This is a genomic window from Pseudomonas sp. CAM1A (genome assembly GCF_047501685.1).
Lineage (GTDB): Bacteria > Pseudomonadota > Gammaproteobacteria > Pseudomonadales > Pseudomonadaceae > Aquipseudomonas.
Genome location: NZ_JBFNXP010000019.1, coordinates 1 through 23,636 on the forward strand (window position 1 = coordinate 1; position 23,636 = coordinate 23,636).

Below are 23,636 nucleotides of genomic sequence, written 5' to 3' on the forward strand. Positions count from 1 at the left end.
GAGGACCGCGCTGAACGCCCCATCCTGGGGCGCAGCGCTTGACGGGCATCCATGCCCGTCACCTCCCTCCGCAAGACCTGCGTTCGGCCTCCTGAAGTCGCGAAGTTACGGGCGGCGCCTGCACTAACGCAGCTAGTCGCTAGTTGCCAGCGTGGGAACTCTAGATCAACATCGCGGGGCAAGCCCGCTCCCACCATAGTTTGACTGCGTGATTCAACGTGGGAGTGGGCTTGCCCCGCGATAGCGTAGTGAAGAACAACATAACAGCCACTAACAAACCAACATATCTGCTCTTGATCTGTTCTTGATCTTGCTTCTAAGCGCGCGATAGTTCAGGCGCCGTCAATTGCGACTTCAGGAGGCCGAGCGGAGTTCTTGCGTAGTGGGGCGACGGCCATGGATGGCCGTCGAGCGCTGCGCCCCAGGATGGGGCGTACAGCGCGGTACCCACGGGAGCAAGAACGGAGCGAGGGAACCCCGGAGCGAAGCGCAGGGGCCGGATGAACGGAGCCGAACGGTTTTGCCTACTTTTCCCACGAGAAAAGTAGGCCGCCGTAAAGGCGGAATGGTGACTAAATGTCGATATCGTCTACGAATGTGCTTACAAGTACCAAAACAATCTCTGAAGCCGAAGCCGAAGCCGAAGCCGAAGCCGAAGCCGAAGCCAACAACCTCAAACCCAAACCCGCGAACTAGCCACCCCCACCACCACCACCCCAATCAACAAATTAACCCCCACCAACCGCCGAATCCGCCCCAGCACCCCAGCCCCCGAAGCCCAATCCCCAGCCTCCACCGCCGTCCGCAGCTCAGGCAGCAACAAAGACTGAATCCGCATGAACAGCGCAAACATGACAATCCCCCCGCCAATCATCACCTGCACGTAACGAGGCGCGGTCTCGAACCCGGCAAACCGCAGGTGGATCATGCCGACTCCGCTGACAGCCAACACCGCCACCGCCAGCCAGACCCATCTGAAGAACCGCTGGAAAACCTCCACCCACAACCGCAGCCGCGCAGGCCCCTCCAGCGCGGCAACCGTTGCCGGCCGCAGCACCAGCCAGGCGAAGAACATCCCACCGACCCAGACGAGGGCAGCCAGGACATGCAAGGTGTAGGGCAGGGCAAAGGCAAGCATCCGGATCTCCATGCGGCACAAAGGGCAATAGCGGGGTATGATAGCCGGCCCATGCGAAACACTGAAAATATATCCAGCCCTTCGGGCGCCTGCAGACCATGATCAGCAACGAACTCAAAGCCACCATCCAGGGCGCCTACTCGCGTTTCCTCGAAGCCAAAAGCCTCAAGCCGCGTTACGGCCAGCGCCTGATGATCGCCGAAGTCGCCAAGGTACTCGGCGACATCGCCAGCGACGATGAAGGCCGCCGTGCCGGCGAGCCCGCGGTGGTTGCCGTCGAGGCCGGTACCGGTACCGGCAAGACCGTCGCCTACAGCCTGGCCGCGATCCCCGCCGCCAAGGCCGCCGGCAAGCGCCTGGTGATCGCCACCGCGACCGTGGCGCTGCAGGAGCAGATCGTCTTCAAGGACCTGCCCGACCTGATGCGCAACAGCGGGCTGAACTTCAGTTTCGCCCTGGCCAAGGGGCGTGGCCGTTACCTGTGCCTGTCCAAGCTCGACGTCCTGCTGCAGGAAGGCCACGCCCAGTCGGCCACCGCACAGTTGTTCGAGGAGGAGGGCTTTCGCATCGAGGTCGACGAGCGCAGCCAGAAGCTGTTCAACAGCATGATCGAGAAGCTCGCCGGCAACCGCTGGGACGGCGATCGCGACAGCTGGTCGGAGGCCGTCGAGGACCAGGACTGGGCGCGCCTGACCACCGACCACAGCCAATGCACCGGTCGGCATTGCCCCAACTTCCAGCAATGCGTGTTCTACAAGGCCCGTGAAGGCATGGGCAAGGTCGATGTGATCGTCACCAACCACGACATGGTCCTGGCCGACCTGGCCCTCGGCGGTGGCGCCGTGCTGCCCGACCCGCGCGACACCATGTACGTGTTCGACGAAGGCCACCACCTGCCTGACAAGGCCATCGGCCATTTCGCCCACTATTCGCGCCTGCGTTCCACCGCCGACTGGTTGGAGCAAACCGCCAAGAACCTGACCAAGCTGCTGGCCCAGCATCCGTTGCCGGGCGACCTTGGCAAGTACATCGAGCAGGTCCCTGAGCTGGCGCGGGAAGTCCGTACCCAGCAGCAGTTCATGTTTACCCTCTGCGAGCAGGTAGCGGACTTCCGCGCCGGCGAGGACATGGAAGGCCGCGATCGCCCACGCTACCGCTTCGAGGGCGGCGTGGTGCCTGAGCAGATCCGCGAGGTCGGCATCGAGCTCAAGAAAGGCTTCGCCCGCCTCAACGACCTGTTCACCCGCCTGGCCGACCTGCTCAAGGAAGGCATGGACGGCGAGAACAACATCGGTATCGCCAGCCACCAGGCCGAGGAGTGGTACCCGCTGTTCGGCAGCCTGGTGACCCGTGCCCAGGGCAACTGGGAGCTGTGGACCGCCTTTACCGCGGAAGACCCCGAAGACAACCCGCCCATGGCCCGTTGGCTGACCCTGGCCGAAAGCGGCGCGCTGTTCGACATCGAGGTCAACGCCAGCCCCATCCTGGCTGCCGAGATGCTGCGCAAGAGCCTGTGGAACGTCGCCTATGGCGCCCTGGTGACCTCGGCGACGCTCACCGCGCTGGGCAAGTTCGACCGCTTCCGCATGCGTTCGGGCTTGCCTCGCGATGCGGTGCAGTGCGTGGTGCCCAGCCCGTTCGTGCATGGCGACGCCGGGCTGCTGCGGGTGCCCGACCTGGGCGCCGACCCGCGCGATGCCACGGCGCACACCGCAGCGATCATCCGCGAGCTGCCGGGCATCGTCGAAGAGGCCCGCGGCGCGTTGGTGCTGTTCTCCTCGCGCAAGCAGATGCAGGACGTGTTCGACGGCCTGGATCGCGATTGGCGCAAGCTGGTGCTGATCCAGGGCAACCTGTCCAAGCAGGAAACCCTGAACAAGCACAAGGCGCGGGTCGACGACGGCCAGCACAGCGTGCTGTTCGGCCTGGCCAGCTTCGCCGAGGGTGTCGACCTGCCGGGCGCCTATTGCGAGCATGTGGTGATCGCCAAGATCCCCTTCGCGGTGCCGGACGATCCGGTCGAGGCCGCGCTGGCCGAATGGATCGAAGCCCGTGGCGGCAATCCGTTCATGGAAATCGCCGTGCCCGACGCCTCGCTGCGCCTGATCCAGGCCTGTGGCCGGCTGCTGCGTACCGAGCAGGACCGTGGCGTGATCACCTTGCTCGACCGCCGCCTGGTCACGCAACGCTACGGCAAGGCTATTCTCAATGCGCTGCCGCCTTTCCGACGGGAAATCGGCTGACTGCCGGAGCAACACGCACAACCCGTTGTCCATTACTCGATTGCGAGCCCATGACGGGCTCCGAAGGAGAGCCACCGCCCCATGATCCGCCGCGCCTTGCCTGTCGTGTTCTCCGTGTTGTTCAGTGCGCCTTTGCTGGCCGGGCAGCAGACCCTGTTCAGCTTCGTGCGCCCGGCCTCGGTGGTGAATGTCATCACCCAGGACGCCAGCCTGCCGCAGTACAACGCGGAACAGACAGCCGAAGGCGAGGTGTTGCGGCGCGTGGTGTTCAACCCGGTGGCGCAGCCGACACTGCGCCTCGCACCGCAGAGCGGGGCGTGGGACTGGTCTGCCGGCCAGGCGCTGACCCTGCGCCTGCAGAGCGGCATGGATTGGGCGCTGACCGTTGATGTGGTGGTGCAAAGCAGCGACGGACGCACGCTCACCAGCCGCATCGACCTGCCTGCCGGGCCTGCGCAGACCGTGATGATTCCGCTCAAGGCCCGCTCACCACTGAGCCAGGGCATGCGCGCCGGGCCGCCGATGCCCTGGACCTACGAAGGGCAGCGCCTGTTGCTGGCCAGCAGCGAAGGAGCAGCCGACCTGGCTCAAGTCACCTCGGTCAGCTTGAGCATCCCCGGCCCCAAGGTGGCGCAGAGCCTGTTGATCGAGAAGGTCGGCCTGCAGGATGACGACCAGGCGTTCAAGGCCGCCTACGACGAGCTGATCGATGTCTATGGGCAATCGACCCGTGGCCGCTGGCCGGAAAAAATCGTCAATGACGAACAGCTCAAGGCCGCCGACAACCGTGAGCAGGCACAGCTCAAGGGCTGGCTGGCCGAGCGCGACAAGCTCAAGCTGGACACCTATGGCGGCCTGCTGGAGGGTCCTGCGTTCGAAGCCAAGGGCTTCTTCCGTACCGAGAAACGCGACGGACGCTGGTATCTGGTGACGCCGGAAGGGCATCCGTTCTATTCACTCGGCGTCAATGCCGTCGCTGCCGATGGCGGGCGCACCTATGTCGCCGGCCGCGAAGGCATGTTCAAGGGCTTGCCGGGCGAGGGTGATGTCATGAACACCTTCTACGGCGAAGGCAACAACAACGACGGCAATGCCTCATCCCAAGGCCGGGGGTTCAAGCAAGGGCGTTGGTTCGACTTCTATGCGGCCAACCTGCAGCGCACCTATGGCAAGCCTTGCCCGCAGGATGGCACGGCCTGCCCGACGCCGGTCCTGGATGCCCAGCGTTGGCAGGCCCACACCCTGGACCGCCTGCAGGCCTGGGGCTTCAACACCCTCGGCAACTGGAGCGATCCGGTGCTCGGGCAAGCCAAGCGCCTGCCGTATACCTTGCCGCTGTCGATCGTCGGTGACTACGCCAGCATCAGCACCGGCATGGATTGGTGGGGGCGCATGCCCGACCCGTTCGACCCGCGTTTCGCCATGGCCACCGAGCGTGCCGTGGCCATTGCTGCCCGGGATCACCGCGACGACCCTTGGCTGATCGGTTACTTCGCCGACAACGAACTGGCCTGGGCGGCGCCGGGGGACGACCCCAAGGCTCGCTATGGCCTGGCCTACGGCACCTTGCGCCTGACCACCGATGTGCCGGCCAAGCGCGCTTTCCTCAAGCAACTGCGCGACAAGTACCGCAACCAGCAGGGGCTGTCGAAGGCCTGGGGTATTGAGCTGACCGCCTGGGAGCTGATGGAAGACCCGGGTTTCGAGGCGCCGTTGCCCAACCCTGAGCATCCGGAAATCGAGCGTGACTACCAGTATTTCCAGCAGGTGTTTGCCGAAACCTACTTCAAGACCATTTCCGATGCGCTGAAATGGCACGCGCCCAACCATCTGCTGCTCGGTGGCCGCTATGCGCTCAGCACCCCCGAGGCGGTGAAGGCCTGCGCCGAGTTCTGCGATGTGCTGAGCTTCAACTTCTATACCTTGAAGCCTGACGACGGCTACGACTTCGCCCGGTTGGCCGAGCTCGACAAGCCGGTGCTGGTCTCGGAGTTCCAGTTCGGTTCGCGCGATCGTGGCCCATTCTGGCCCGGGCCACTGGAGGTGGCTCGCGAGGAAGACCGTGGCCCGGCGTATGCCAACTTCCTCAAGGCGGCCATGGCCCAGCCGATGATCGTCGGCGCGCACTGGTTCCAGTACCTTGACCAACCCGCCAGCGGGCGCCTGCTCGATGGCGAGAACGGGCATCTGGGCCTGGTCGCTGTCACCGATGTGCCCTATGCGGGGTTCATCGAGGTGGTGCGGCGGAGCAATCAGCAGGCGCTCGGGCAGTTGCGCGCGGCGTTGGACCAGCCGTAGGTCCTGATAACCACCCAGCCATCTTCAGTAGGCAAATCGCCCAACTACTGAAACAATGCACCCCTTTGCAAGCCAGGCAGTAAAGAGAGGTAGTCGGGTGCAGATCCAGGGTCACTATGAGCTGAAGTTCGAGGCGGTGCGCGATGCTTTCGCCGCGTTGTTCGAGGATCCCCAGGAACGTGGTGCAGCGTTGTGCATCCAGGTCGGCGGCGAGACCGTGGTCGACCTGTGGGCCGGCAGTGCCGACAAGGATGGCCGCGAGGCCTGGCACAGCGACACCATCGCCAACCTGTTCTCCTGCACCAAGACCTTCACCGCCGTCACCGCCCTGCAGCTGGTGGGCGAGGGCAAGCTCGCCCTCGACGCGCCAGTGGCGCGCTACTGGTCGGAGTTCGCCCAGGCCGGCAAGGAACAGGTTACCCTGCGCCAACTGCTCAGCCACCGCGCCGGCCTGCCGGCCATCCGCGAGCTGCTGCCGGCCGAAGCCCTGTATGACTGGCAGGCCATGGTCGATGCCCTCGCCGCTGAAGCGCCCTGGTGGACGCCCGGCAGCGAGCACGGTTATGCGGCGATCACCTACGGCTGGCTGATCGGCGAATTGATCCGCCGCGCCGATGGCCGTGGTCCGGGCGACTCCATCGTCGCCCGCACCGCCAAGCCGCTGGGCCTGGACTTCCACGTCGGCCTGGCGGATGAAGAATTCCACCGCGTGGCGCATATCGCCCGCGGCAAGGGCAACCCTGGCGATGCCGCGGCCCAGCGCCTGCTGCAGGTGACGATGCGCGAGCCCGAGGCCTTGTCTACCCGGGCCTTCACCAACCCGCCGGCGATCCTCACCAGCACCAACAAGCCCGAATGGCGGCGCATGCAGCAGCCGGCGGCCAATGGCCATGGCAATGCCCGCAGCCTGGCGGGCTTCTATGCCGGCCTGCTCGACGGCAGCCTGCTCGAGTCCGAACTGCTCGACGAGCTGACCCGCGAGCACAGCCTCGGCCAGGACCGCACCCTGCTCACCCAGACCCGTTTCGGCCTGGGTTGCATGCTCGACCAGCCCGAGGTGGCCAACGCCACCTTCGGCCTTGGCGCACGTGCCTTCGGTCACCCCGGCGCCGGTGGCTCGGTCGGTTTCGCCGACCCCGAACATGACGTGGCCTTCGGCTTCGTCACCAATACCCTCGGCCCCTACGTGCTGATGGATCCCCGCGCCCAGAAACTGGTGCGGGTATTTGGCAGTTGCCTTTGATCGGGTAACGCGGGTATTGCCAGGTCCCTTTGACTATCCTCAATGCCAACGCCTGAAGCGTATGGGCAAAATTTCTTTCTATTTCATGGTGTATCGCTGATGTCTTCACATAAAACCTTAGCACTCGCCCTGTGCCTGGCCATGACCGGTTGCGCCAGCCACTCCCCGGACGCCGCAAAGGAAGGTGGCCTGAACTGGTGGCCATTTGGTTCGGACAAGGTCGCTGACAAGGAAGTGAAGGAGGTCGTCGCCGAGAACGTGGCCAAGGCCGACGCCAAGTCCGAAAGCGGCAGCCGCTGGTGGTGGCCGTTCGGCAGCGATGAGAAGAAGGACAAGGTCGCGGCGGTGCCGAAGATCGACCATAAGGCCACGCAGGCCTGGCTCGACCAGTACGAGCCGAAGGTCCGCGAAGCGATCAAGGGCAGCAAGTTCGAGCTGGAGCGCCGCGAGGACTTGCTGGCTGTGACCATCCCGGTCGACAGCTCCTACAACCCTGATCGCCCGAACATGCTGCTGCCCGCGACCCTTGGCCCGATCACCCAGGTCGCCAAGGCCATCGAGACCGATACCAAGACCGCTGTGCTGGTCCTCGGCCACGCCGACACCAGTGGCGCCACGGCCGCCAACCAGAAGCTCAGCCTCGAGCGCGCCGCTTCGGTGTCGGCGATCTTCCGTCTCAGCGGCCTGCAGCGCGACCGCCTGATGCTCAAGGGCATGGGCGCGGTGATGCCGCGTGCCGCCAACGACAGCGCCGAAGGACGTGCCTTGAACCGCCGTGTCGAGCTGCTGCTGACCCCGCAGAACACCATGGTCGCGTTGCTCGCCAAGTACCAGCAGGCCGCCCCGGCGCCGGCTCCGGCGGCGATGGTTGCCACCCAGGACGCCAAGGCCCCGGCCGCCAAACCTGTCGCCAAGGCCGCCGCCAAGCCGGCTGCGAAGAAACCTGCCGCCAAAGCCAAGGCGCCGGCCAAGGCCAGCACCACCGCCAAGAAGAAAGCCGCTGCGGCCAAGCCAGCCGCGAAGAAAGCCGCCACCGACAAGAAAGTCGCCGCCAACAGCCCTGCGAAGACCAACTGATCGTCAAGGAAACGCAGCATGACCCAATCCCTGGCCGATATGCGCCGCGACTACACCCGTGATGGCCTGGCCGAAGCCCAGGCGCCCGGGGAGCCGTTCGCGCTGTTCCACCACTGGTTCGCCGATGCGGTGAAGACCGAGCAGCTCCCGGTGGAAGCCAACGCCATGACCCTGGCCACCGTTGATGCCGAGGGGCGTCCGCATTGCCGGGTGTTGCTGCTCAAGGCGCTGGACGCACGCGGTTTTACCTTTTTCACCAACTATGAAAGTGCCAAGGGGCAGCACATTGCGGCCAACCCTTATGCGGCGATGACCTTTTTCTGGCCGGCGCTGGAGCGCCAGGTGCGGATCGAGGGGCGGGTGGAGAAGGTCACGGCCAAGGAGTCGGACGACTATTACCAGGTGCGCCCGCTGGGCAGCCGGCTGGGGGCCTGGGCGTCGCCGCAGAGCCGGGTGATTGCCGATCGCGAGGAACTCGAAGGCCTGGTCAAGGCCACCGAGGCGCGCTTTTCCGACAGCCAGCCGCATTGCCCGGAGCATTGGGGCGGTTACCGCTTGCTGCCCGAGCGCATCGAGTTCTGGCAGGGGCGGGCGAGCCGCTTGCATGACCGCCTGAACTACCGCCTGGTCGATGGCCAGTGGGCGCGTGAGCGCCTGGCGCCCTGACAAGGCTGGGGCCGCGACGCGGCCCCATCATCAACGATACCCCGCCGCTTCCCGCTCCAGCCACGTCGCCAACTCCTTGCGCCGCACCTTCTCCACCCGCGCCCGTTCCAGCAACTTGAGCATGAAGTCCTGCTTCGCCGGATCCTGCCCGGCCAGCGACAGCGCCAGGTCCCGGTCCATCCAGCGGCGCATGCGCACATACAGCCACCCGTGAAAATACAGCCCGGCGACCGTCACGACGACGACGATGAAGTAATCCATGGCTATCCTTGGTCTCACTTGTAGGCCCGCAAATCAGCCAGCAACGGCTGTACCTGAGCTGAATGAAAACAATTTTATAACGTTTGCGCCGTGACACTTGTCAAGGCGCGGAGTCTAATGGACACCTGTCTTATGGAGATTGTCCCCATGCGTAAATCCGCTTTGCTGCTGGCCAGCTTCACCACCGTGTCGCTGCTGCTGGGCGGCTGCCAATCGTCGCTGACCGGCGACAGCTACTCCCGTGATGAGGCCCGCCGCGTGCAGACCGTGCGCATGGGCACCATCGAGTCCCTGCGTCCGGTGAAGATCGAAGGTACCAAGACGCCAATCGGTGGCGGCGCTGGCGCCATTGTCGGTGGTGTCGCCGGCAGTGCCGTCGGTGGTGGCCGTGGCAGCATTGTTGCCGCAGTGATCGGTGCCGTGGCCGGTGGCCTGGCGGGCTCGGCCGCCGAAGAAGGCCTGACCCGCACGCAGGGTGTCGAGATCACCGTGCGGGAAGACGACGGCAGCATGCGCGCCTACGTGCAGCAAGTGCAGCAGAACGAGATCTTCCGTGTGGGTGAGCGTGTACGCATCATGACGGTCGATGGCACCAGCCGCGTCACTCACTGATAGCACGCTTGAAAAGAAAACCCCGACCGGCTTGGCCGTGTCGGGGTTTCTTTTGTCTGCGAAAGACGATTGGGTTAGTCGTTCAACCCGAGGATATCCCGTGCCACCGCTTCGGCGATGCGAATCCCGTCGACACCGGCAGACAGGATGCCACCGGCGTAGCCCGCGCCTTCACCTGCCGGGAACAGGCCCTTGAGGTTGAGGCTCTGGAAGCTGGCGTCACGGGTGATGCGCAGCGGCGACGAAGTGCGGGTCTCGATGCCGGTCAGTACCGCGTCGTGCAGGTTGTAGCCCTTGATCTGGCGGTCGAAGGCTGGCAGCGCTTCACGGATCGCCTCGATGGCGAAGTCCGGCAGGCTCGGCGCCAGGTCGCCCAGGGTCACACCCGGTTTGTAGGACGGCTCGACGCTGCCCAGCGCGGTGGACGCACGCCCGGCGACGAAGTCACCGACCAGTTGCGCCGGTGCCTGGTAGTTGCTGCCGCCCATCACGTAGGCATGGGCTTCCAGGCGCTCCTGCAGCTCGATGCCGGCCAGCGGGCCACCCGGGTAGTCGCGCTCGGGATCGATACCGACGACGATGCCGGAGTTGGCGTTACGCTCATTGCGCGAGTACTGGCTCATGCCATTGGTCACCACGCGGCCAGGCTCGCTGGTGGCGGCGACCACGGTACCGCCCGGGCACATGCAGAAGCTGTAGACCGAACGACCGTTCTTGGCGTGGTGCACCAGCTTGTAGTCGGCGGCGCCGAGTTTCGGGTGGCCGGCGTACTTGCCCAGGCGCGCCTTGTCGATCAGCGACTGCGGGTGCTCGATACGGAAACCGACCGAGAACGGCTTGGCCTCCATGAACACACCCTTGGCGTGGAGCATGCGGAAGGTGTCGCGGGCGCTGTGCCCCAGGGCCAGCACCACATGGCGCGAATGCAGCTGTTCACCGCTCTGCAGTACCACGCCCGTGAGCTGCTCGCCGTCCACCAGCAGGTCGGTGACCTTCTGCTCGAAGCGCACCTCACCACCCAGGGTGATGATTTCCTCGCGCATCTTCTCGACCATGCTGGTCAGGCGGAAGGTACCGATGTGCGGCTTGTTGATGTAGAGGATCTCGTCGGGCGCACCGGCCTTGACGAACTCTTCCAGCACCTTGCGACCGTGGTGGTTCGGGTCCTTGATCTGGCTGTACAGCTTGCCGTCGGAGAAGGTGCCGGCGCCGCCTTCGCCGAACTGTACGTTGGACTCCGGGTTGAGCACGCTCTTGCGCCACAGGCCCCAGGTGTCCTTGGTGCGCTGGCGCACCTCTTTACCGCGCTCGAGCACGATCGGCTTGAAACCCATCTGCGCCAGCAGCAGCCCGGCGAAAATACCGCAGGGGCCGAAGCCGACCACGATCGGGCGCGCAGGCAGCTCGGCCGGGGCCTGGCCGACGAACTTGTAGCTGACGTCCGGGGCCACGCCGATCTTGGCGTCGTCTTCGAAGCGGCGCAGCAGTTCGGCTTCGTTGCTGGTTTCAAGGTCGATGGTGTAGATGAACAGCAGCTCGCTGTTCTTCTTGCGCGCATCGTAGCTGCGCTTGAACAGGGTGAAGCCGAGCAGTTGCTCATCGCTGATGCCCAGGCGCTGGACGATGGCGGCGCGCAACTCGTCGTCGGAGTGGTCCAGGGGCAGCTTCAGTTCGGTGATTCGTAGCATGGCAGGGTCCAGTATCCCGGCCATGGGCGGCCGGCGGCTTTACACAAACCGCCAAGTATAAGCTGTTAGCCGCCCCGACTGGCAGGATAAAAGCACCCGGTGATCAGAGGTCGCGGGCGCCGCCGTAGTAGGCGCAGCCCTGCAGGGTCTTGCCGTCGATGCGCAGCTCGGCCTTGAGGTGGCGGATGGCGCCGGTGGCGCCATCGACGCAGCGCTGTGGCGCGACCCACAGTTCGACACGCTGGCCGTTGGCCTCGCTGGACAGGCTCAGGCCGCCGCCGGGCAGCGCTTCTTCCAGGTAAGGCAATGGCAGCGGGTCCTGGCCGATGCGGTTGAGCACCATGCCCTTGCCGCTGGCCTTGATGTCCCAGTCTGGCTCATGGCCGCCGGCGCGCAGCGTCAGCTGCTTGAAGTTGGGGTCCTCGCAGCCACTGTATTCGGAGGTTTCCAGCCGGTAGAGGCGGGTCACGTCGAGCTGACCGTCGCTGCCGGCCTGTTTGCTGCCTGCCATGCGCGCGCGGACATCGGCGAACAGTTTGTCACCGGCGTCGTCGGCCAGGGTGGCGGCTTCTTGCAGGATGCCGGTGCCGGCAGCGTCATTGACGATGAAGCGGCGGCTTTCGTTGCACGGTTTGAACAGCAGATGGCCGCCGGCCGCGCTCAGTTCGCCTTGCAGGCGAGTGGTGCCCAGGTTCGGATCGACCGGTTTTTCGGCCAGCATCTGGCAGCCGGCGAACAGCGGCAGCAGGGCGGTGAGCAGCAGGGAAGGGGTGAGGCGCATCAGGCGGGCTCCGGGAGGCTTTGCAAAAGAGCTGGCCACGTTACGCAGGGTGCGCTGGGATCACAAGGGCCTCATCGCGGGGCAAGCCCGCTCCCACGCTGACCATCAGCGCAGCGTGGGAGCGGGCTTGCCCCGCGATGAGGCCCGCGCAGGCGCAGGAAAAAAGGGCCCGAAGGCCCTTTGATCATTCAACCCCCGAGGTAGGCGTCGCGTACCTTCGGGTCGGTCAACAGCGCTTCACCGGTACCCTGCATCACCACCTTGCCGTTCTCCAGCACATACGCCCGGTCGGCGACCTTGAGTGCCTGGTTGGCGTTCTGCTCCACCAGGAACACGGTCACGCCATCGCGGCGCAACTGCTCGATGATGTCGAAGATCTGCTGGATGATGATCGGCGCCAGACCCAGTGACGGTTCGTCGAGCAGCAGCAGTTTGGGCTTGCTCATCAGCGCCCGCCCAATGGCCAGCATTTGCTGCTCGCCGCCGGACATGGTGCCGCCCCGCTGGATATAACGCTCCTTCAGCCGCGGGAACAGTTGCAGGACCTTGTCCAGCTGCTCCTGGTAGTCGCCCTTGTTGGTGAAGAAGCCGCCCATGGCCAGGTTTTCCTCGACGGTCAGGCGGGCGAACACACGGCGGCCTTCCGGCACTACCGCGATGCTCTTGCGCATGATGTGCGAGGACGGCTGGCCGACCAGTTCCTCACCCAGGTACTTGATGCTGCCGCTGCTCGCCTGGGGCGAGCCGCACAAGGTCATCAGCAGGGTGGACTTGCCGGCGCCGTTGGCGCCGATCAGGGTGACGATCTCGCCCTGGTTGATCTCCACGTTGACGCTGTGCAGCGCCTGGATCTTGCCGTAGAAGGTGGAAACGTTCTCGAACTTCAGCATTTACGCCTCCCCCAGGTAGGCCTTGATCACATCAGGGTTGCCGCGAATCTCTTCCGGCGTACCGTCGGCCAGGGGCGTGCCCTGGTTGATCACCACGATGTGGTCGGAAATGCTCATCACCAGCTTCATGTCGTGCTCGATCAGCAGCACGGTCACGTTGTGCGATTCGCGCAGGTAGGCGATGAGGGCCTTGAGGTCCTCGGTCTCCTTGGGGTTCAGGCCGGCGGCTGGTTCGTCGAGCATGATGATCCGCGGTTGGGTCATCATGCAGCGGGCGATCTCCAGGCGCCGCTGCTGGCCGTAGGCCAGGGTGCCGGCGGTGCGGTTGGCGAACTCGGTCAGGTTGACCTTTTCCAGCCAGTACTGGGCACGCTCCATGGCCTCTTTTTCGCTGCGGCGGAAGCTCGGGGTCTTGAACAGGCCGGCGAAGAAGTTGGTGTTGAGGTGGCGGTGCTGGGCGATCAGCAGGTTCTCCAGCGCGGTCATTTCCTTGAACAGGCGCACGTTCTGGAAGGTGCGCACCACACCCTTGCGGGCGATCTGATGGCCGGCCAGGCCCTGGATCGGCTGGCCGTCGAGCAGGATGGTGCCGCCGCTGGGCTTGTAGAAGCCGGTGAGGCAGTTGAACACGGTGGTCTTGCCGGCGCCGTTCGGGCCGATCAGTGCCACCACCTGTTTTTCCTTGACGGTCAGGGCCACGCCGTTGACCGCCAACAAGCCGCCGAAGCGCATGCTCAGGCCGCTGACTTGCAGAATTTCGCGGCTCATCGAGGCAGCTCCATGTGCGGACGTTGCATGGGCAGCAGGCCCTGCGGACGCCAGATCATCATCAACACCATCAGCGCACCGAACATCAGCATCCGGTATTCGCTGAACTCACGCATCATCTCCGGCAGCAGGATCATCACGATGGCCGCGAGAATCACGCCCAATTGCGAACCCATGCCGCCCAGCACGACGATGGCGAGGATGATCGCCGACTCGATGAAGGTGAACGACTCCGGTGTCACCAGGCCCTGACGGGCGGCGAAGAAGCTGCCGGCGAAACCGGCGAAGCAGGCGCCCAGGGTGAACGCCGAGAGTTTGATCACGGTGGGGTTCAGGCCCAGCGCGCGGCAGGCGATCTCGTCTTCACGCAGCGCTTCCCAGGCACGCCCGATCGGCATGCGCAGCAGGCGGTTGATCACGAACAGCGCCAGCAGGGCCAACAGCAGGGCGACCAGGTAGAGGAAGATGACCTTGTTGATCGAGTTGTATTCCAGCCCGAAGAACTCGTGGAAGGTCTGCATCCCCTCGGCGGCGCGGCGTTCGAAGGTCAGGCCGAAGAACTCCGGCTTGGGGATGTTGCTGATGCCGTTGGGGCCGCCGGTCCAGTCGGTGAGGTTGCGCAGGAACAGGCGGATGATCTCGCCGAAGCCCAGGGTCACGATCGCCAGGTAGTCGCCGCGCAGGCGCAGCACCGGGAAGCCGAGCAGGAAGCCGAAGGTCGCGGCCATCAGGCCGGCGATCGGCAGGCACACCCAGAAGCTCCAGCCCAGGTAGTGCGAGAGCATCGCGTAGCTGTAGGCGCCGACGGCGTAGAAGCCGACGTAACCCAGGTCGAGCAGGCCCGCCAGGCCGACCACGATGTTCAGGCCAAGGCCCAGCAACACGTAGATCAGGATCAGCGTGGCGATGTCGACCGCGCCGCGCGAGCCGAAGAACGGCCAGATCAGGGCGACGACGATCAGGCCCATGATCACCCAGCGCTGGGTCTTTGGCAGGGTGAGGAAGTTGGTCACCGAAGGCGGTACCAGCTTACGGTCCGAGCGGCGGCCCATCACCGCACTCCACTGCTTGTCGAACAAGACGCGCAGGAACATCAGCACCGAGCACGCGGCGATGATGCTGATGGTGAACGAGCCCTGGCTGTGGACCACCAGGCTGATGCCATCGATGCTGAGTTTCAGGCCCAGCACCGGGAAGGCCACGGCCCAGACCAGCAAGGCGCTGAAGAACGCCTGTTTGAGATTTCTGTTCATACTTTTTCAACCTCCGGGCGGCCCAGGATGCCGGTCGGCCGGAACAGCAGGACAAGAACCAAAAGACCGAATGCCACCACGTCCTTGTACTGGTCGCCGAAGATGTCGGCGCCGAACGCTTCGGCCACGCCCAGCACCAGCCCGCCGAGCATGGCGCCCGGGATGCTGCCGATGCCGCCCAGTACCGCTGCGGTGAAGGCCTTCAGGCCCACCAGGAAACCGGCGTTGGGGTTGATCACCCCGTACTGCATGCTCAGCAGCACGGCCGCCACCGCCGCCAGCGCGGCACCGATGACGAAGGTCAGGGCGATGATGTTGTTGGTGTTGATGCCCAGCAGGTTGGCCATCTTGATGTCCTCGGCGCAGGCGCGGCAGGCGCGCCCCAGGCGGGAACGGGAGATGAACAGGGTCAGGCAGGTCATGGCGACGAGGGTCACCACGAACACCAGGATCTGCATGTACGAGACCAGCACTTCCTCAGCGCCCCCCGGGCCGAACGAGAAGCTGCCGGGGATCAGGTTGGGGATGGACTTGTCTTTCGAGTCCTGTGATAGCAGGACGGTGTTCTGCAGGAAGATCGACATGCCGATGGCGGAGATCAGCGGGATCAGCCGGTTGCTGTTGCGCAGCGGCCGGTAGGCGACCCGTTCGATGCTGTAGCCGTAGGCACTGGTGACGAAGATCGTGGCGACGAAGGCCACGGTCATCAGGATCGGCAACGAGTGGATGCCCATCATGGCCAGCCCGGCGAGGGCGATGAAGGCCACGTAGGAACCGATCATGTACACCTCGCCGTGGGCGAAGTTGATCATGCCGATGATGCCGTACACCATCGTGTAACCGATGGCGATCAGCGCGTAGGTACTGCCGATGGTCAATCCGTTAACCAGTTGTTGTAGGAAATGGTAGATCTCAGGCATTACAGCGCTCCTAAAAACCTGATTTGCATTTCTCTGGCGGGGGATGACCCCGGCCCCTTGTTCTCGTGGTCTTCGCCACGTGATCTTTTTGCGGGCACGGCCAGGAAACCGCGGGTGACGGTTTTAAGATTTTCAGGTGAACCGGCTCCCGGATCACGGGAATCAGGCTCATGAACCTCGTAAAACAAAGCCCACTGCTCGCACAGTGGGCTTCTCGGTCAGCTATTAGTCACGCAGTTACTGAGGGGAGACTTCGGTCTTCGGCTTGCCGAAGTGCCATTCGTAGACCACGAACTTGAAGTCCTTCAGGTCGCCCTTGGCGTCGTACGACAGGTCGCCGGTCGGGGTCTTGAAGGTGCCGGCGTGGATGGCGGCAGCCACCTTGTCGGTGTCTTCGGACTTGGCGGCCTTGATGCCCTGAGCGATCAGTTCGACTGCCGAGTAGGCCGGGAACACGAACGGACCGCTCGGGTCCTTGCCGTCGGCCTTGATGGCGTCGACGATGGCCTTGTTCTCAGGTGCTGCGTCGAACGATTTCGGCAGGGTCACCAGCAGGCCTTCGGAGGCGCCCTGGGCGATCTGCGAGATGGAGTCGTTACCCACGCCTTCCGGGCCCATGAACTTGGCTTTCAGGCCCTTCTCTTGCGCCTGGCGCAGGATCAGGCCCAGCTCCGGGTGGTAGCCGCCGTAGTAGACGAAGTCGACGTTGTTTTGCTTGAGCTTCTGGATGATCGAGGAGAAGTCCTTGTCACCGGCGTTCAGGCCCTCGAAGACGGCAACCTTGGTGCCTTTGCCTTCCAGGGTGGTCTTGACCGCGGTGGCGATGCCTTCACCGTACTGCTGCTTGTCGTGCAGCACCGCAACGACCTTCGGCTTGACGTGGTCGGCGATGTAGTTGCCGGCGGCCGGGCCCTGGGCGCTGTCCAGGCCGATGGTGCGGAAGATCAGCTTGTAGCCACGGGCGGTGATTTCCGGGGAGGTGGCGGCGGGGGTGATCATGATCACGCCTTCGTCTTCGTAGATGTCGGACGCAGGCTGGGTGGAGCTGGAGCACAGGTGGCCGATCACGTACTTGACGCCATCGTTGACCACTTTGTTGGCGACGGCCACGGCCTGTTTAGGGTCGCACGCGTCGTCGTATTCCTTGGCTTCGAGCATCTTGCCATCGACGCCGCCCTTGGCGTTGATGTCCTTGATGGCCTGTTTGGCGCCGACGAACTGCATGTCGCCGTACTGGGTCACCGGCCCGGTCTTGGGACCGGCGATGCCGATCTTGATGGTGTCGGCGGCAAACGAATGGCTGGCGACTCCGGCCAGAACCATCGCGGCAAACAGCTTGGAAATCTTGATCATAGTGCTCCACTCATTCTGTTGTAATTCTTATAGTCCTGAGGCCAGGGCTACAGACCGGGCGAGATTTGCGGCCTGGCTACGCCAATGCCGTAAGCCCACCTTCCCCCGGAACATGTCCCGGAACTGTACCGGTACAGTGTAGAGCGCTGTCCGAGCGCTTGAAAAGCGGGCGAAAAGCGTCTGTCTCAAGGGGTGTCGCATGGTCGACATAAAGATACAGAAAAGCGCCATCACTTTGCCTGTATTCCCGGCCCGCCCCCACAAGTTCGGGCCTGATCGACCAAATTACGTATTTGAAACCGGGTTTTTCTGCAAAAATGCCGGCCTTTTTTGTTGGCCGATCTTTGCGCAGGTAAACCCATGACTGATCAAGTAAGCACCCTCTATGCCAAACTGCTCGGCGAGACCGCCGTCATCGAGTGGAAAGCCCTGGAGCGTTTCTGGGCCAAGGGTGACCTGATTTGGGTCGACCCCAGCCTCGACCTGATCACCGTTGCCGAGGCGATGGCCGAGAATCGCGGCGAGATCTTCGCCAAGTGGCGCAATGATGGCACTGTCGGGCCGGTCTCCGCCGAGCAGGCGCTCGACCTGCAAACCCGCGATCCAGAGATCTGGGCAGTGGTGGTTTCGCCGTTCATCGTGATCCAGGCGAAGAAAGCGGAATAAGCGTGGGCTTTTTTAGTGCGTGAAAACGCGCAAACGCTCCGCAATGGTGCGCGTTGACGCTCACGTAAGGTGGAAGTTGGTAACAGTGGCGGGGTGATTCGGCGGGGCGGTAACAGTTTACGGGATGCGTAAATGGGGCCGCTTTGCGGCCCCAACTGAATCAGTAGTCCACGCGCCCGGTATGGCTGTTCAGCGAAATCACCCGGGTCTTGCCAATGCGATGCCTGAAGATCTCGCGCAAGTACTTCACCGCCTTCTTCACGCACTCGCGCGACAGGCGGATGTCGTTGATCGAGACGAAGCGGCTCTTGTCGTTGATCAGTTCGCGGTACTTCTTCTCGTACATCGGCTTGATCGCGTACCAGTTGGTGTCGAGGATCTTCGCCGGGTTCTCGAACTCGTTGAGCAGGTCGTCGATGCTGTCTTCGTCGAAGTGCTCGCTGGTGATGAACTCGAGGATCGCGTTGTCCATGGTGTCGTCGAAGCGGTACGGGTTGCGCGCGAAGCAACGCTTGATGAATGCCACGATTAGCGTCAGGAAATCATCCGACAGGCACGGGCTCTTGGCGATCAGGGTGGTCAGCGACAGGTTGGCCGAGGCACCGATCACCAGCGCGTAGCGCTTGAGCGTGGTGTTGGGGAACAGGCTGTTGAGGTGGGTCTTGAGCCGGTTCAGGTCCATGTACGACAGCTTGTAGTCCTTGGGCAAGGATACGATCGACACCACCGATGAACAGTTCTTGAAGAAATGCAGGTCGTGCAGCGCTGCGGCGTCGTAGCCCGAGGCCTGGTACTGCTCCAGCGCGGCGCGGTAGCGGCGCGACTCGATCGGCAGCAGGCTGATGCCTTCGATGGCCTGGGTCTGCTTGTTGAAGTGCGGCAGGTCGATGGAGCGGAAGAACAGGTCGTCGATGTCCAGGCGCGGCTGTTCACGCTCGAACACCTTGAACTTGTCCGAGCCCGGCGGCGGGATTTCCGGCACCACGGATTCGGCGTAGGCAATGGCCACGGGGCCGGCCAGGCTCATGAACAGGTCGTTGGCGTCCAGGCGGATGGTCTCGCCGATGTCGATGCCGGCGCGGCGGAAGTAGTTCTGGTCGTAGTCGGTGGTCACCGCCTGCGCCGTGAGGATGTTGAAGATCTGCTGGGAGATGTACTGGTTGGCGTGCTTCTCCATGGCGTTGACGTCGATGTTCTGGATCGTGCCGTCGTCGCTCTCTTCGGCGTAGCGCATGATGTCGTTGGAGATCAGCATCATCGCGTTCCACGGGCGGATACGGCCCATGACGCTGGCCTCGCTGCTGTCTTCGTTGTCGAAGTTGTACGAGAAGTCCCATTCCTCCGACAGGTACTTGCACAACAGGCGCCCGGCGTTGATGTGCAGCGCCTCGGACATTTCGCTGCGGTGATCGGACGCATTGGGCAGTACGCAGATACCGCTGGTGAAGATCGGCTCGAACACGAACGAATGCCCGCTCTTGCCGTCATTCTCGTCGGCCGGCTTGGTATCGAAGGTCTTGTTCATGTACGAGTACTGCTGGGCCAGGCCGAATTCCGAGGCCATGCCCGAGCCGGTGCCGCCGCCGGCACTGAAGATGTAGAAGTACAAGCGCGACTGGTTGGCCTTGATGCCGCAGGAATCGATCAGGTACGAGTGGATCAGCTTCCAGTCGGCGCTGGAGAAGCGCTGGGTGTCCTTGTTGAGGATGATCTTGGCCAGGTACTGGCCGAGGATCGGCGCGTTGCCGGCGCCCCCGGCATGCACCTCGGACAGGTCCATGATCTTCATCTTGCTGTAGTCGCGCAGGAAGCCGCCACGTTCGCCCTTGCGCGAGAAACGGATGCGCCCGGCGATGTCTTTGTCCAGGTCACCGAGCATCACCAGCGGTTCGACCAGGAACACTGGCTTGGCCGCCTTGTTCTGCACCAGGCGCAGGTTCTGGCGGATCCAGCGCGCCGGGCTATAGCCGGCCTCGCCCTTGAAGCGGTCCTCATTGTTGTACTCATTGAGGAAGAAGGTGCGGGCGTTGTACACCAGCTCCGCCACGTCCAGGGCGATGTTCGAGCCGCAGCGACCCAGGCCGATCAGGCACACCGAAGGGAACTGCTGCTCCAGGCGCAGTTGGTCCTCGTCCTCGACGTGCAGGTTGGGCGGGAACACCAGGTCGCGCAGGCCGTCGAGGTTGTCGAGGATGCGCTGGATGTCCTGTTCGGTGAAGTACAGGTACTGTTGCGCCGGCATGCTGCGGGCTGCGGGAAGGTCTCGAGCACTGCCGGCGCTCAGCGAAGTGGGGCTGAGGGTCGGCTCGGGGACCGCATTGGCAGAAGTGTTCGTAGAGGTCATAGTGCGCCATTTGCCTGGTGTGGTTGGCTTCCCGGTGAGGCATGTCATCTCGCCATCACTGAGAAATTTCGCGACTTTATCAGTGCGTCTTTTTCTTGTGCGATAGGGGGTTTCCTTAGTCGGACTAAGGTTTTTCCTTTCGTACCCGCATTGCATCGTCCGTTTGTCACGCTTCTTTAATCTGGAGTCGCTCATGAGTACTGCATTGCCTTCGTTGGGGTTTGCCGGGATCGGCCTGATGGGCCTGCCGATGTGCCGTCGGCTGCTGGCCGCGGGCTATCCGCTGACCGTGTGGAACCGCAGCCCGGACAAATGCGCCGAGCTGGTTGCCGCCGGCGCCCACCTGGCCGGCAGCCCTGCCGAGCTGTGCCAGGCGGCGGACATGGTGCTGCTGTGCCTGGCCGACACGGCGGTGGTACGCGAAGTGGTGTTCGGTGAGCAGGGCATCGCCCGTGGCGGGCGCAGCGGTCAGCTGCTGGTGGACTTCTCCAGCCTCGAGCCGACCGCCACCCGCGAGATGGCGGCGGAGCTGGCGGCCCTGTGCGGCATGGCCTGGCTCGATGCCCCGGTGTCCGGCGGCACGCCGGGGGCCGAGGCCGGCACCCTGGCGATCATGGTCGGGGGCGAGGCGAGCGACCTGCTGCGGGCGCGGCCGGTGCTGCTGACCCTGGGCCAGCGGGTGACGCACATGGGGGCGGTGGGTGCCGGCCAGGTGACCAAGGCATGCAACCAGATGATCGTGGCCTGCAACGCGCTGGTGATCGCCGAGGTGGTGGCGCTGGCCGAGCAGTCAGGGGTCGACGCGCGGCTGATCGCCGAGGCGCTGGCCGGCGGGTTCGCTGATTCGAAGCCCTTGCAGATCCTCGCCCCGCAAATGGCCGAAAGCCGCTTCGAACCGGTCAAGTGGCACGTGCGCACCTTGCTCAAGGACCTCGACAGCGCGGTGAAATTCTCCCGCGAGCAGGGCTCGGCGACGCCGCTCAGTGGCCTCGCCGCGCAACTGATGCGCCTGCACGGTAGCCAGGGTTTTCTGCAAAAAGATCCGGCGACCCTGGTAACGCTGTATCGCAACAAGGACTGAGCTCGCCCGGCTGGCGGTCGAGCCGTTCGAGGATCGGCCGCAGCTCGGCCAGCGGTACCGGCCGGCTGAGCAGGTAGCCCTGCAGGTAGTCGCAGCCGTGACTGGCGAGGAACTCGTGCTGCTCGACAGTCTCTACCCCTTCGGTGACCACTTTCAGGTGCAGGGTATGGGCCATGATGATGATCGCCTGGACGATCTCGCGGTCCTTCTGGCTGCCTGGCACGTCCTGGATGAACGAGCGGTCGATCTTCAGCACGTCCAGTGGTAGCCGCTTGAGGTAGGCCAGCGATGAATAGCCTGTGCCGAAATCATCGATCGACAGCGCCACGCCCTGGGCACGGATGCCCTTGAGCAGGCTGATGGTGTGGTGGATGTCGCCCATCAAGGCATTTTCGGTGACCTCCAGCTCTAGCTGGCGCGGCGCCAGGCCGGCCTGGAACAAGGCCATTTCCACCTCGGTGGCCAGCTCCTCGCGGCCCAGGGTGAGGGCCGAGCAGTTCACCGTGACCTTGAGATCGCCATAGCCATGGCGGTTGAGCTGGGCCAGATCCTCACAGGCCCGGCGCAGCACCCACAGGTCCAGCTCGGCGATCAGGCCGTTGGCTTCGGCAATGCAGATGAAACGGTCGGGGCTGAGTAGGCCATGCTGTGGGTGTTGCCAGCGCACCAGCGCCTCGAGCTTGGCCACCTGGCCGCTGCGCAGGTCGAAAATCGGCTGGTAGTGCACGCACAGGCCGCGCTCTTCGAACAACGCCACACGCAGTTCTTCTTCCAGTTGCAGTTCGAGGGTGGCGCGGGTCTTCAGGCCGTTGTTGAAGAAGTTCAGGCTGTTGCGCCCGCAGCCTTTGGACTGGTACAGCGCCAGGTCGGCGTTCTTCAGCAGTTCCTCGGTGCTCTGGCCGTCGTCTGGGAAGACGCTGATGCCGATGCTGGTGGTCATCACCATACGCCGGCCCGCCAGGTCGATCGGCTCCTTCATGCGCTGCATGATGCGCTGGGCCAGGTGGCGCGCCTCGTCGCGGCTGTTGAGGCTGGTGACGATGCAGAACTCGTCGCCGCCGAAGCGGGCCACCAGGTCCTGGCCACGGGTGGCGGCCTTGATATGGTCGGCGATCACCTTGAGCAGTTCGTCGCCGGCGGCATGCCCGAGGCTGTCGTTGATCCGCTTGAAATGGTCGATGTCGAGGAACATCACCGCCAGCATGCCGTCATGGGCGGCCTGCTCGGCCAGGCGCTCGGCGAAGACCTGGTTGAAGCCGCGGCGGTTGACCAGGTTGGTCAGGGCGTCGTAGTGGGCGGCCTGCTGCAGCGAGGCGCGGGCCTGGTCGAGCTGGCTTAATAGTACGTTGACCCGGCGCAGGTCGTGCTCCTTGCTCTGCAGCTTCTTGTCGGCCAGCGCCGCGCTGATGCTGCCAGCGCTGATCAGCAGGGTGATGACGGCAATGGTCAGCGCCAGCTGCAGGCTGTTGTCGGCCGAAGGCAGGCGCAGCGCGGTCTCGCTGGGGATCACCAGGGTCATCGCCGCCATGCCGGTGAAATGGGTCAGGACGATACCTGCGGCCATCAACAGGCTTGCGCCGTATTTGAGCAGCAGGTGCAAGGTGCCGCTGCCCTTGTTGAAGTAGCGCGCCATCAGCAGCGCCACCAGGCTGGTGAGCACGGCGATGCCGACAGAAGCGAGCAGCAGGCCGGTCTGGTAGTACTGCAGGGCGCTGGTCTGCATGGCGGCCATGCCGGTGTAGTGCATCACACTGATGCCCAGGCCGATGAACAGCGCGGTCTGCAGGTAGTGGCGCAGGCGCATCTGGCTGCGGTTGAGGCTGTTCATCGCCAGCCACGCGGCCAGCAGCGCCACCAGCAGCGACAGGCCGGTCAGCGGGGCGTCGAAATGGATTTCGAGGGGCGCCTGGAAAGCCAGCATGCTGATGAAATGCATGGCCCAGATGCCCCCGGCCAGGCAGCACGCACCGAGCACGCGCCACTGCCTGCGGGCGAAGCGCTCTTCGCATTGGCTCTGGCGTTCGCTCATGTCCAGGGTGGCGAAACAGGCGGCGCTGGCCACGATGAAGGCAAGCAGCACCAGGAAGGGGTTGTGTCGGCAGTCGAGGATGATCTGTCCGGTCGCCGGCAGCTCGGCGAACAATTGCAGTCCCAGCCACTCCATTGCAGGCCTCTTCGTCGAGTCTTCACTCGTCCCCAAAAAGCACGGATGGAGACTGTTCCTGCTGGAGTATAGGAAGGGGTACCTAAGCCTTCCTGATTAATGGCAATTTGATCTCTACCATTTGGATATGAAGGTAATAGCGCAATTGTCTAAACGGATTGCTGCATGGCTCAAACGACCGCGGGGCAAG

General features: G+C 64.0%; 19 protein-coding genes. 8 read left to right on the forward strand and 11 right to left on the reverse strand.

What is annotated here, in order from left to right; genetic code table 11:
• Positions 1 to 673 precede the first annotated feature (673 nt).
• Entirely contained in the window at positions 674 to 1,138 is a 465-nt protein-coding gene (locus ABZO33_RS25635; RefSeq protein WP_414538326.1) for a CopD family protein, read from the reverse strand.
• 98 nt (positions 1,139 to 1,236) lie between these two features.
• Between ABZO33_RS25635 and dinG the strand changes: the two genes are divergently transcribed.
• From dinG to pdxH, 5 genes are all read left to right on the forward strand, one after another.
• Positions 1,237 to 3,381, forward strand: coding sequence for an ATP-dependent DNA helicase DinG (gene dinG, locus ABZO33_RS25640; protein WP_414538327.1), 2,145 nt, complete (start codon positions 1,237 to 1,239; stop codon positions 3,379 to 3,381).
• Positions 3,382 to 3,462: 81 nt separating this feature from the next.
• Positions 3,463 to 5,679: a beta-galactosidase gene (locus ABZO33_RS25645; protein ID WP_414538328.1), complete on the forward strand. Its 2,217-nt coding sequence runs from the start codon at positions 3,463 to 3,465 to the stop codon at positions 5,677 to 5,679.
• A 97-nt stretch (positions 5,680 to 5,776) separates the two neighbouring features.
• Positions 5,777 to 6,922 carry a serine hydrolase domain-containing protein gene (locus ABZO33_RS25650; RefSeq protein WP_414538329.1) on the forward strand — a complete coding sequence of 382 codons (1,146 nt, stop codon included), beginning with the start codon at positions 5,777 to 5,779 and terminating at the stop codon, positions 6,920 to 6,922.
• A 99-nt stretch (positions 6,923 to 7,021) separates the two neighbouring features.
• Positions 7,022 to 7,999, forward strand: a complete 978-nt coding sequence (locus ABZO33_RS25655; protein ID WP_414538330.1) for an OmpA family protein — start codon at positions 7,022 to 7,024, stop codon at positions 7,997 to 7,999.
• A gap of 18 nt (positions 8,000 to 8,017) precedes the next feature.
• The gene (gene pdxH / locus ABZO33_RS25660; protein WP_110704384.1) at positions 8,018 to 8,665 is read left to right on the forward strand and encodes a pyridoxamine 5'-phosphate oxidase; all 648 of its coding nucleotides are present in this window, start codon (positions 8,018 to 8,020) and stop codon (positions 8,663 to 8,665) included.
• 30 nt (positions 8,666 to 8,695) lie between these two features.
• Here the strand turns inward: pdxH and ABZO33_RS25665 are convergent, their stop codons facing one another.
• Positions 8,696 to 8,926 carry a hypothetical protein gene (locus ABZO33_RS25665; protein WP_414538331.1) on the reverse strand — a complete coding sequence of 77 codons (231 nt, stop codon included), beginning with the start codon at positions 8,924 to 8,926 and terminating at the stop codon, positions 8,696 to 8,698.
• A 147-nt stretch (positions 8,927 to 9,073) separates the two neighbouring features.
• Between ABZO33_RS25665 and ABZO33_RS25670 the strand changes: the two genes are divergently transcribed.
• Positions 9,074 to 9,538: a glycine zipper 2TM domain-containing protein gene (locus ABZO33_RS25670; protein WP_023632818.1), complete on the forward strand. Its 465-nt coding sequence runs from the start codon at positions 9,074 to 9,076 to the stop codon at positions 9,536 to 9,538.
• Between the two features lie 74 nt (positions 9,539 to 9,612).
• Here the strand turns inward: ABZO33_RS25670 and ABZO33_RS25675 are convergent, their stop codons facing one another.
• The 7 genes from ABZO33_RS25675 to ABZO33_RS25705 form a co-directional block, all read right to left on the reverse strand.
• A complete protein-coding gene (locus tag ABZO33_RS25675) occupies positions 9,613 to 11,226 on the reverse strand; it encodes an NAD(P)/FAD-dependent oxidoreductase (RefSeq protein WP_414538332.1) in 1,614 nt (537 codons plus the stop codon).
• Positions 11,227 to 11,329: 103 nt separating this feature from the next.
• Positions 11,330 to 12,007 (reverse strand): COG3650 family protein, encoded by a 678-nt coding sequence (locus ABZO33_RS25680; RefSeq protein WP_414538333.1) that lies wholly within the window; start codon positions 12,005 to 12,007, stop codon positions 11,330 to 11,332.
• Positions 12,008 to 12,195: 188 nt separating this feature from the next.
• Entirely contained in the window at positions 12,196 to 12,897 is a 702-nt protein-coding gene (locus tag ABZO33_RS25685) for an ABC transporter ATP-binding protein (protein WP_102684682.1), read from the reverse strand.
• Positions 12,898 to 13,665 (reverse strand): high-affinity branched-chain amino acid ABC transporter ATP-binding protein LivG, encoded by a 768-nt coding sequence (gene livG / locus ABZO33_RS25690; RefSeq protein WP_023631159.1) that lies wholly within the window; start codon positions 13,663 to 13,665, stop codon positions 12,898 to 12,900.
• A complete protein-coding gene (locus tag ABZO33_RS25695) occupies positions 13,662 to 14,918 on the reverse strand; it encodes a high-affinity branched-chain amino acid ABC transporter permease LivM (RefSeq protein WP_414538334.1) in 1,257 nt (418 codons plus the stop codon). Before ABZO33_RS25695 ends, livG begins: the two co-directional genes overlap by 4 nt.
• Positions 14,915 to 15,838, reverse strand: coding sequence for a high-affinity branched-chain amino acid ABC transporter permease LivH (gene livH, locus ABZO33_RS25700; RefSeq protein WP_028692119.1), 924 nt, complete (start codon positions 15,836 to 15,838; stop codon positions 14,915 to 14,917). The genes ABZO33_RS25695 and livH overlap by 4 nt, the downstream gene beginning before the upstream one ends.
• Before the next feature lie 237 nt (positions 15,839 to 16,075).
• Positions 16,076 to 17,191: a branched-chain amino acid ABC transporter substrate-binding protein gene (locus tag ABZO33_RS25705; protein WP_414538335.1), complete on the reverse strand. Its 1,116-nt coding sequence runs from the start codon at positions 17,189 to 17,191 to the stop codon at positions 16,076 to 16,078.
• A gap of 360 nt (positions 17,192 to 17,551) precedes the next feature.
• On the opposite strand from ABZO33_RS25705, the gene ABZO33_RS25710 reads away from it, so the two are divergent.
• On the forward strand, positions 17,552 to 17,857 hold the full coding sequence (locus ABZO33_RS25710) for a DUF2288 domain-containing protein (RefSeq protein WP_414538336.1): 306 nt from the start codon (positions 17,552 to 17,554) through the stop codon (positions 17,855 to 17,857).
• A 160-nt stretch (positions 17,858 to 18,017) separates the two neighbouring features.
• Here the strand turns inward: ABZO33_RS25710 and ABZO33_RS25715 are convergent, their stop codons facing one another.
• A complete protein-coding gene (locus ABZO33_RS25715) occupies positions 18,018 to 20,201 on the reverse strand; it encodes a hypothetical protein (RefSeq protein ID WP_414538337.1) in 2,184 nt (727 codons plus the stop codon).
• Between the two features lie 193 nt (positions 20,202 to 20,394).
• Here ABZO33_RS25715 and ABZO33_RS25720 point away from each other — a divergent pair, with 193 nt between their 5' ends.
• On the forward strand, positions 20,395 to 21,282 hold the full coding sequence (locus ABZO33_RS25720) for an NAD(P)-dependent oxidoreductase (protein WP_414538338.1): 888 nt from the start codon (positions 20,395 to 20,397) through the stop codon (positions 21,280 to 21,282).
• Here ABZO33_RS25720 and ABZO33_RS25725 read toward each other — a convergent pair.
• Complete coding sequence (locus ABZO33_RS25725; RefSeq protein ID WP_414538339.1) at positions 21,182 to 23,446, reverse strand: putative bifunctional diguanylate cyclase/phosphodiesterase; 2,265 nt, start codon at positions 23,444 to 23,446, stop codon at positions 21,182 to 21,184. The genes ABZO33_RS25720 and ABZO33_RS25725 overlap by 101 nt on opposite strands.
• Positions 23,447 to 23,636: the final 190 nt, after the last annotated feature.

Excerpts from the sequence above, each read along its gene's own strand:
- ABZO33_RS25635 (WP_414538326.1), bottom strand. The coding sequence starts at position 1,138 with ATGCTTGCCTTTGCCCTGCCCTACACCTTGCATGTCCTGGCTGCCCTC.
- dinG (WP_414538327.1), top strand. The coding sequence starts at position 1,237 with ATGATCAGCAACGAACTCAAAGCCACCATCCAGGGCGCCTACTCGCGT.
- ABZO33_RS25645 (WP_414538328.1), top strand. The coding sequence starts at position 3,463 with ATGATCCGCCGCGCCTTGCCTGTCGTGTTCTCCGTGTTGTTCAGTGCG.
- ABZO33_RS25655 (WP_414538330.1), top strand. The coding sequence starts at position 7,022 with ATGTCTTCACATAAAACCTTAGCACTCGCCCTGTGCCTGGCCATGACC.
- pdxH (WP_110704384.1), top strand. The coding sequence starts at position 8,018 with ATGACCCAATCCCTGGCCGATATGCGCCGCGACTACACCCGTGATGGC.
- ABZO33_RS25665 (WP_414538331.1), bottom strand. The coding sequence starts at position 8,926 with ATGGATTACTTCATCGTCGTCGTCGTGACGGTCGCCGGGCTGTATTTT.
- ABZO33_RS25670 (WP_023632818.1), top strand. The coding sequence starts at position 9,074 with ATGCGTAAATCCGCTTTGCTGCTGGCCAGCTTCACCACCGTGTCGCTG.
- ABZO33_RS25675 (WP_414538332.1), bottom strand. The coding sequence starts at position 11,226 with ATGCTACGAATCACCGAACTGAAGCTGCCCCTGGACCACTCCGACGAC.
- ABZO33_RS25680 (WP_414538333.1), bottom strand. The coding sequence starts at position 12,007 with ATGCGCCTCACCCCTTCCCTGCTGCTCACCGCCCTGCTGCCGCTGTTC.
- ABZO33_RS25685 (WP_102684682.1), bottom strand. The coding sequence starts at position 12,897 with ATGCTGAAGTTCGAGAACGTTTCCACCTTCTACGGCAAGATCCAGGCG.
- livG (WP_023631159.1), bottom strand. The coding sequence starts at position 13,665 with ATGAGCCGCGAAATTCTGCAAGTCAGCGGCCTGAGCATGCGCTTCGGC.
- ABZO33_RS25695 (WP_414538334.1), bottom strand. The coding sequence starts at position 14,918 with ATGAACAGAAATCTCAAACAGGCGTTCTTCAGCGCCTTGCTGGTCTGG.
- livH (WP_028692119.1), bottom strand. The coding sequence starts at position 15,838 with ATGCCTGAGATCTACCATTTCCTACAACAACTGGTTAACGGATTGACC.
- ABZO33_RS25705 (WP_414538335.1), bottom strand. The coding sequence starts at position 17,191 with ATGATCAAGATTTCCAAGCTGTTTGCCGCGATGGTTCTGGCCGGAGTC.
- ABZO33_RS25710 (WP_414538336.1), top strand. The coding sequence starts at position 17,552 with ATGACTGATCAAGTAAGCACCCTCTATGCCAAACTGCTCGGCGAGACC.
- ABZO33_RS25715 (WP_414538337.1), bottom strand. The coding sequence starts at position 20,201 with ATGACCTCTACGAACACTTCTGCCAATGCGGTCCCCGAGCCGACCCTC.
- ABZO33_RS25720 (WP_414538338.1), top strand. The coding sequence starts at position 20,395 with ATGAGTACTGCATTGCCTTCGTTGGGGTTTGCCGGGATCGGCCTGATG.
- ABZO33_RS25725 (WP_414538339.1), bottom strand. The coding sequence starts at position 23,446 with ATGGAGTGGCTGGGACTGCAATTGTTCGCCGAGCTGCCGGCGACCGGA.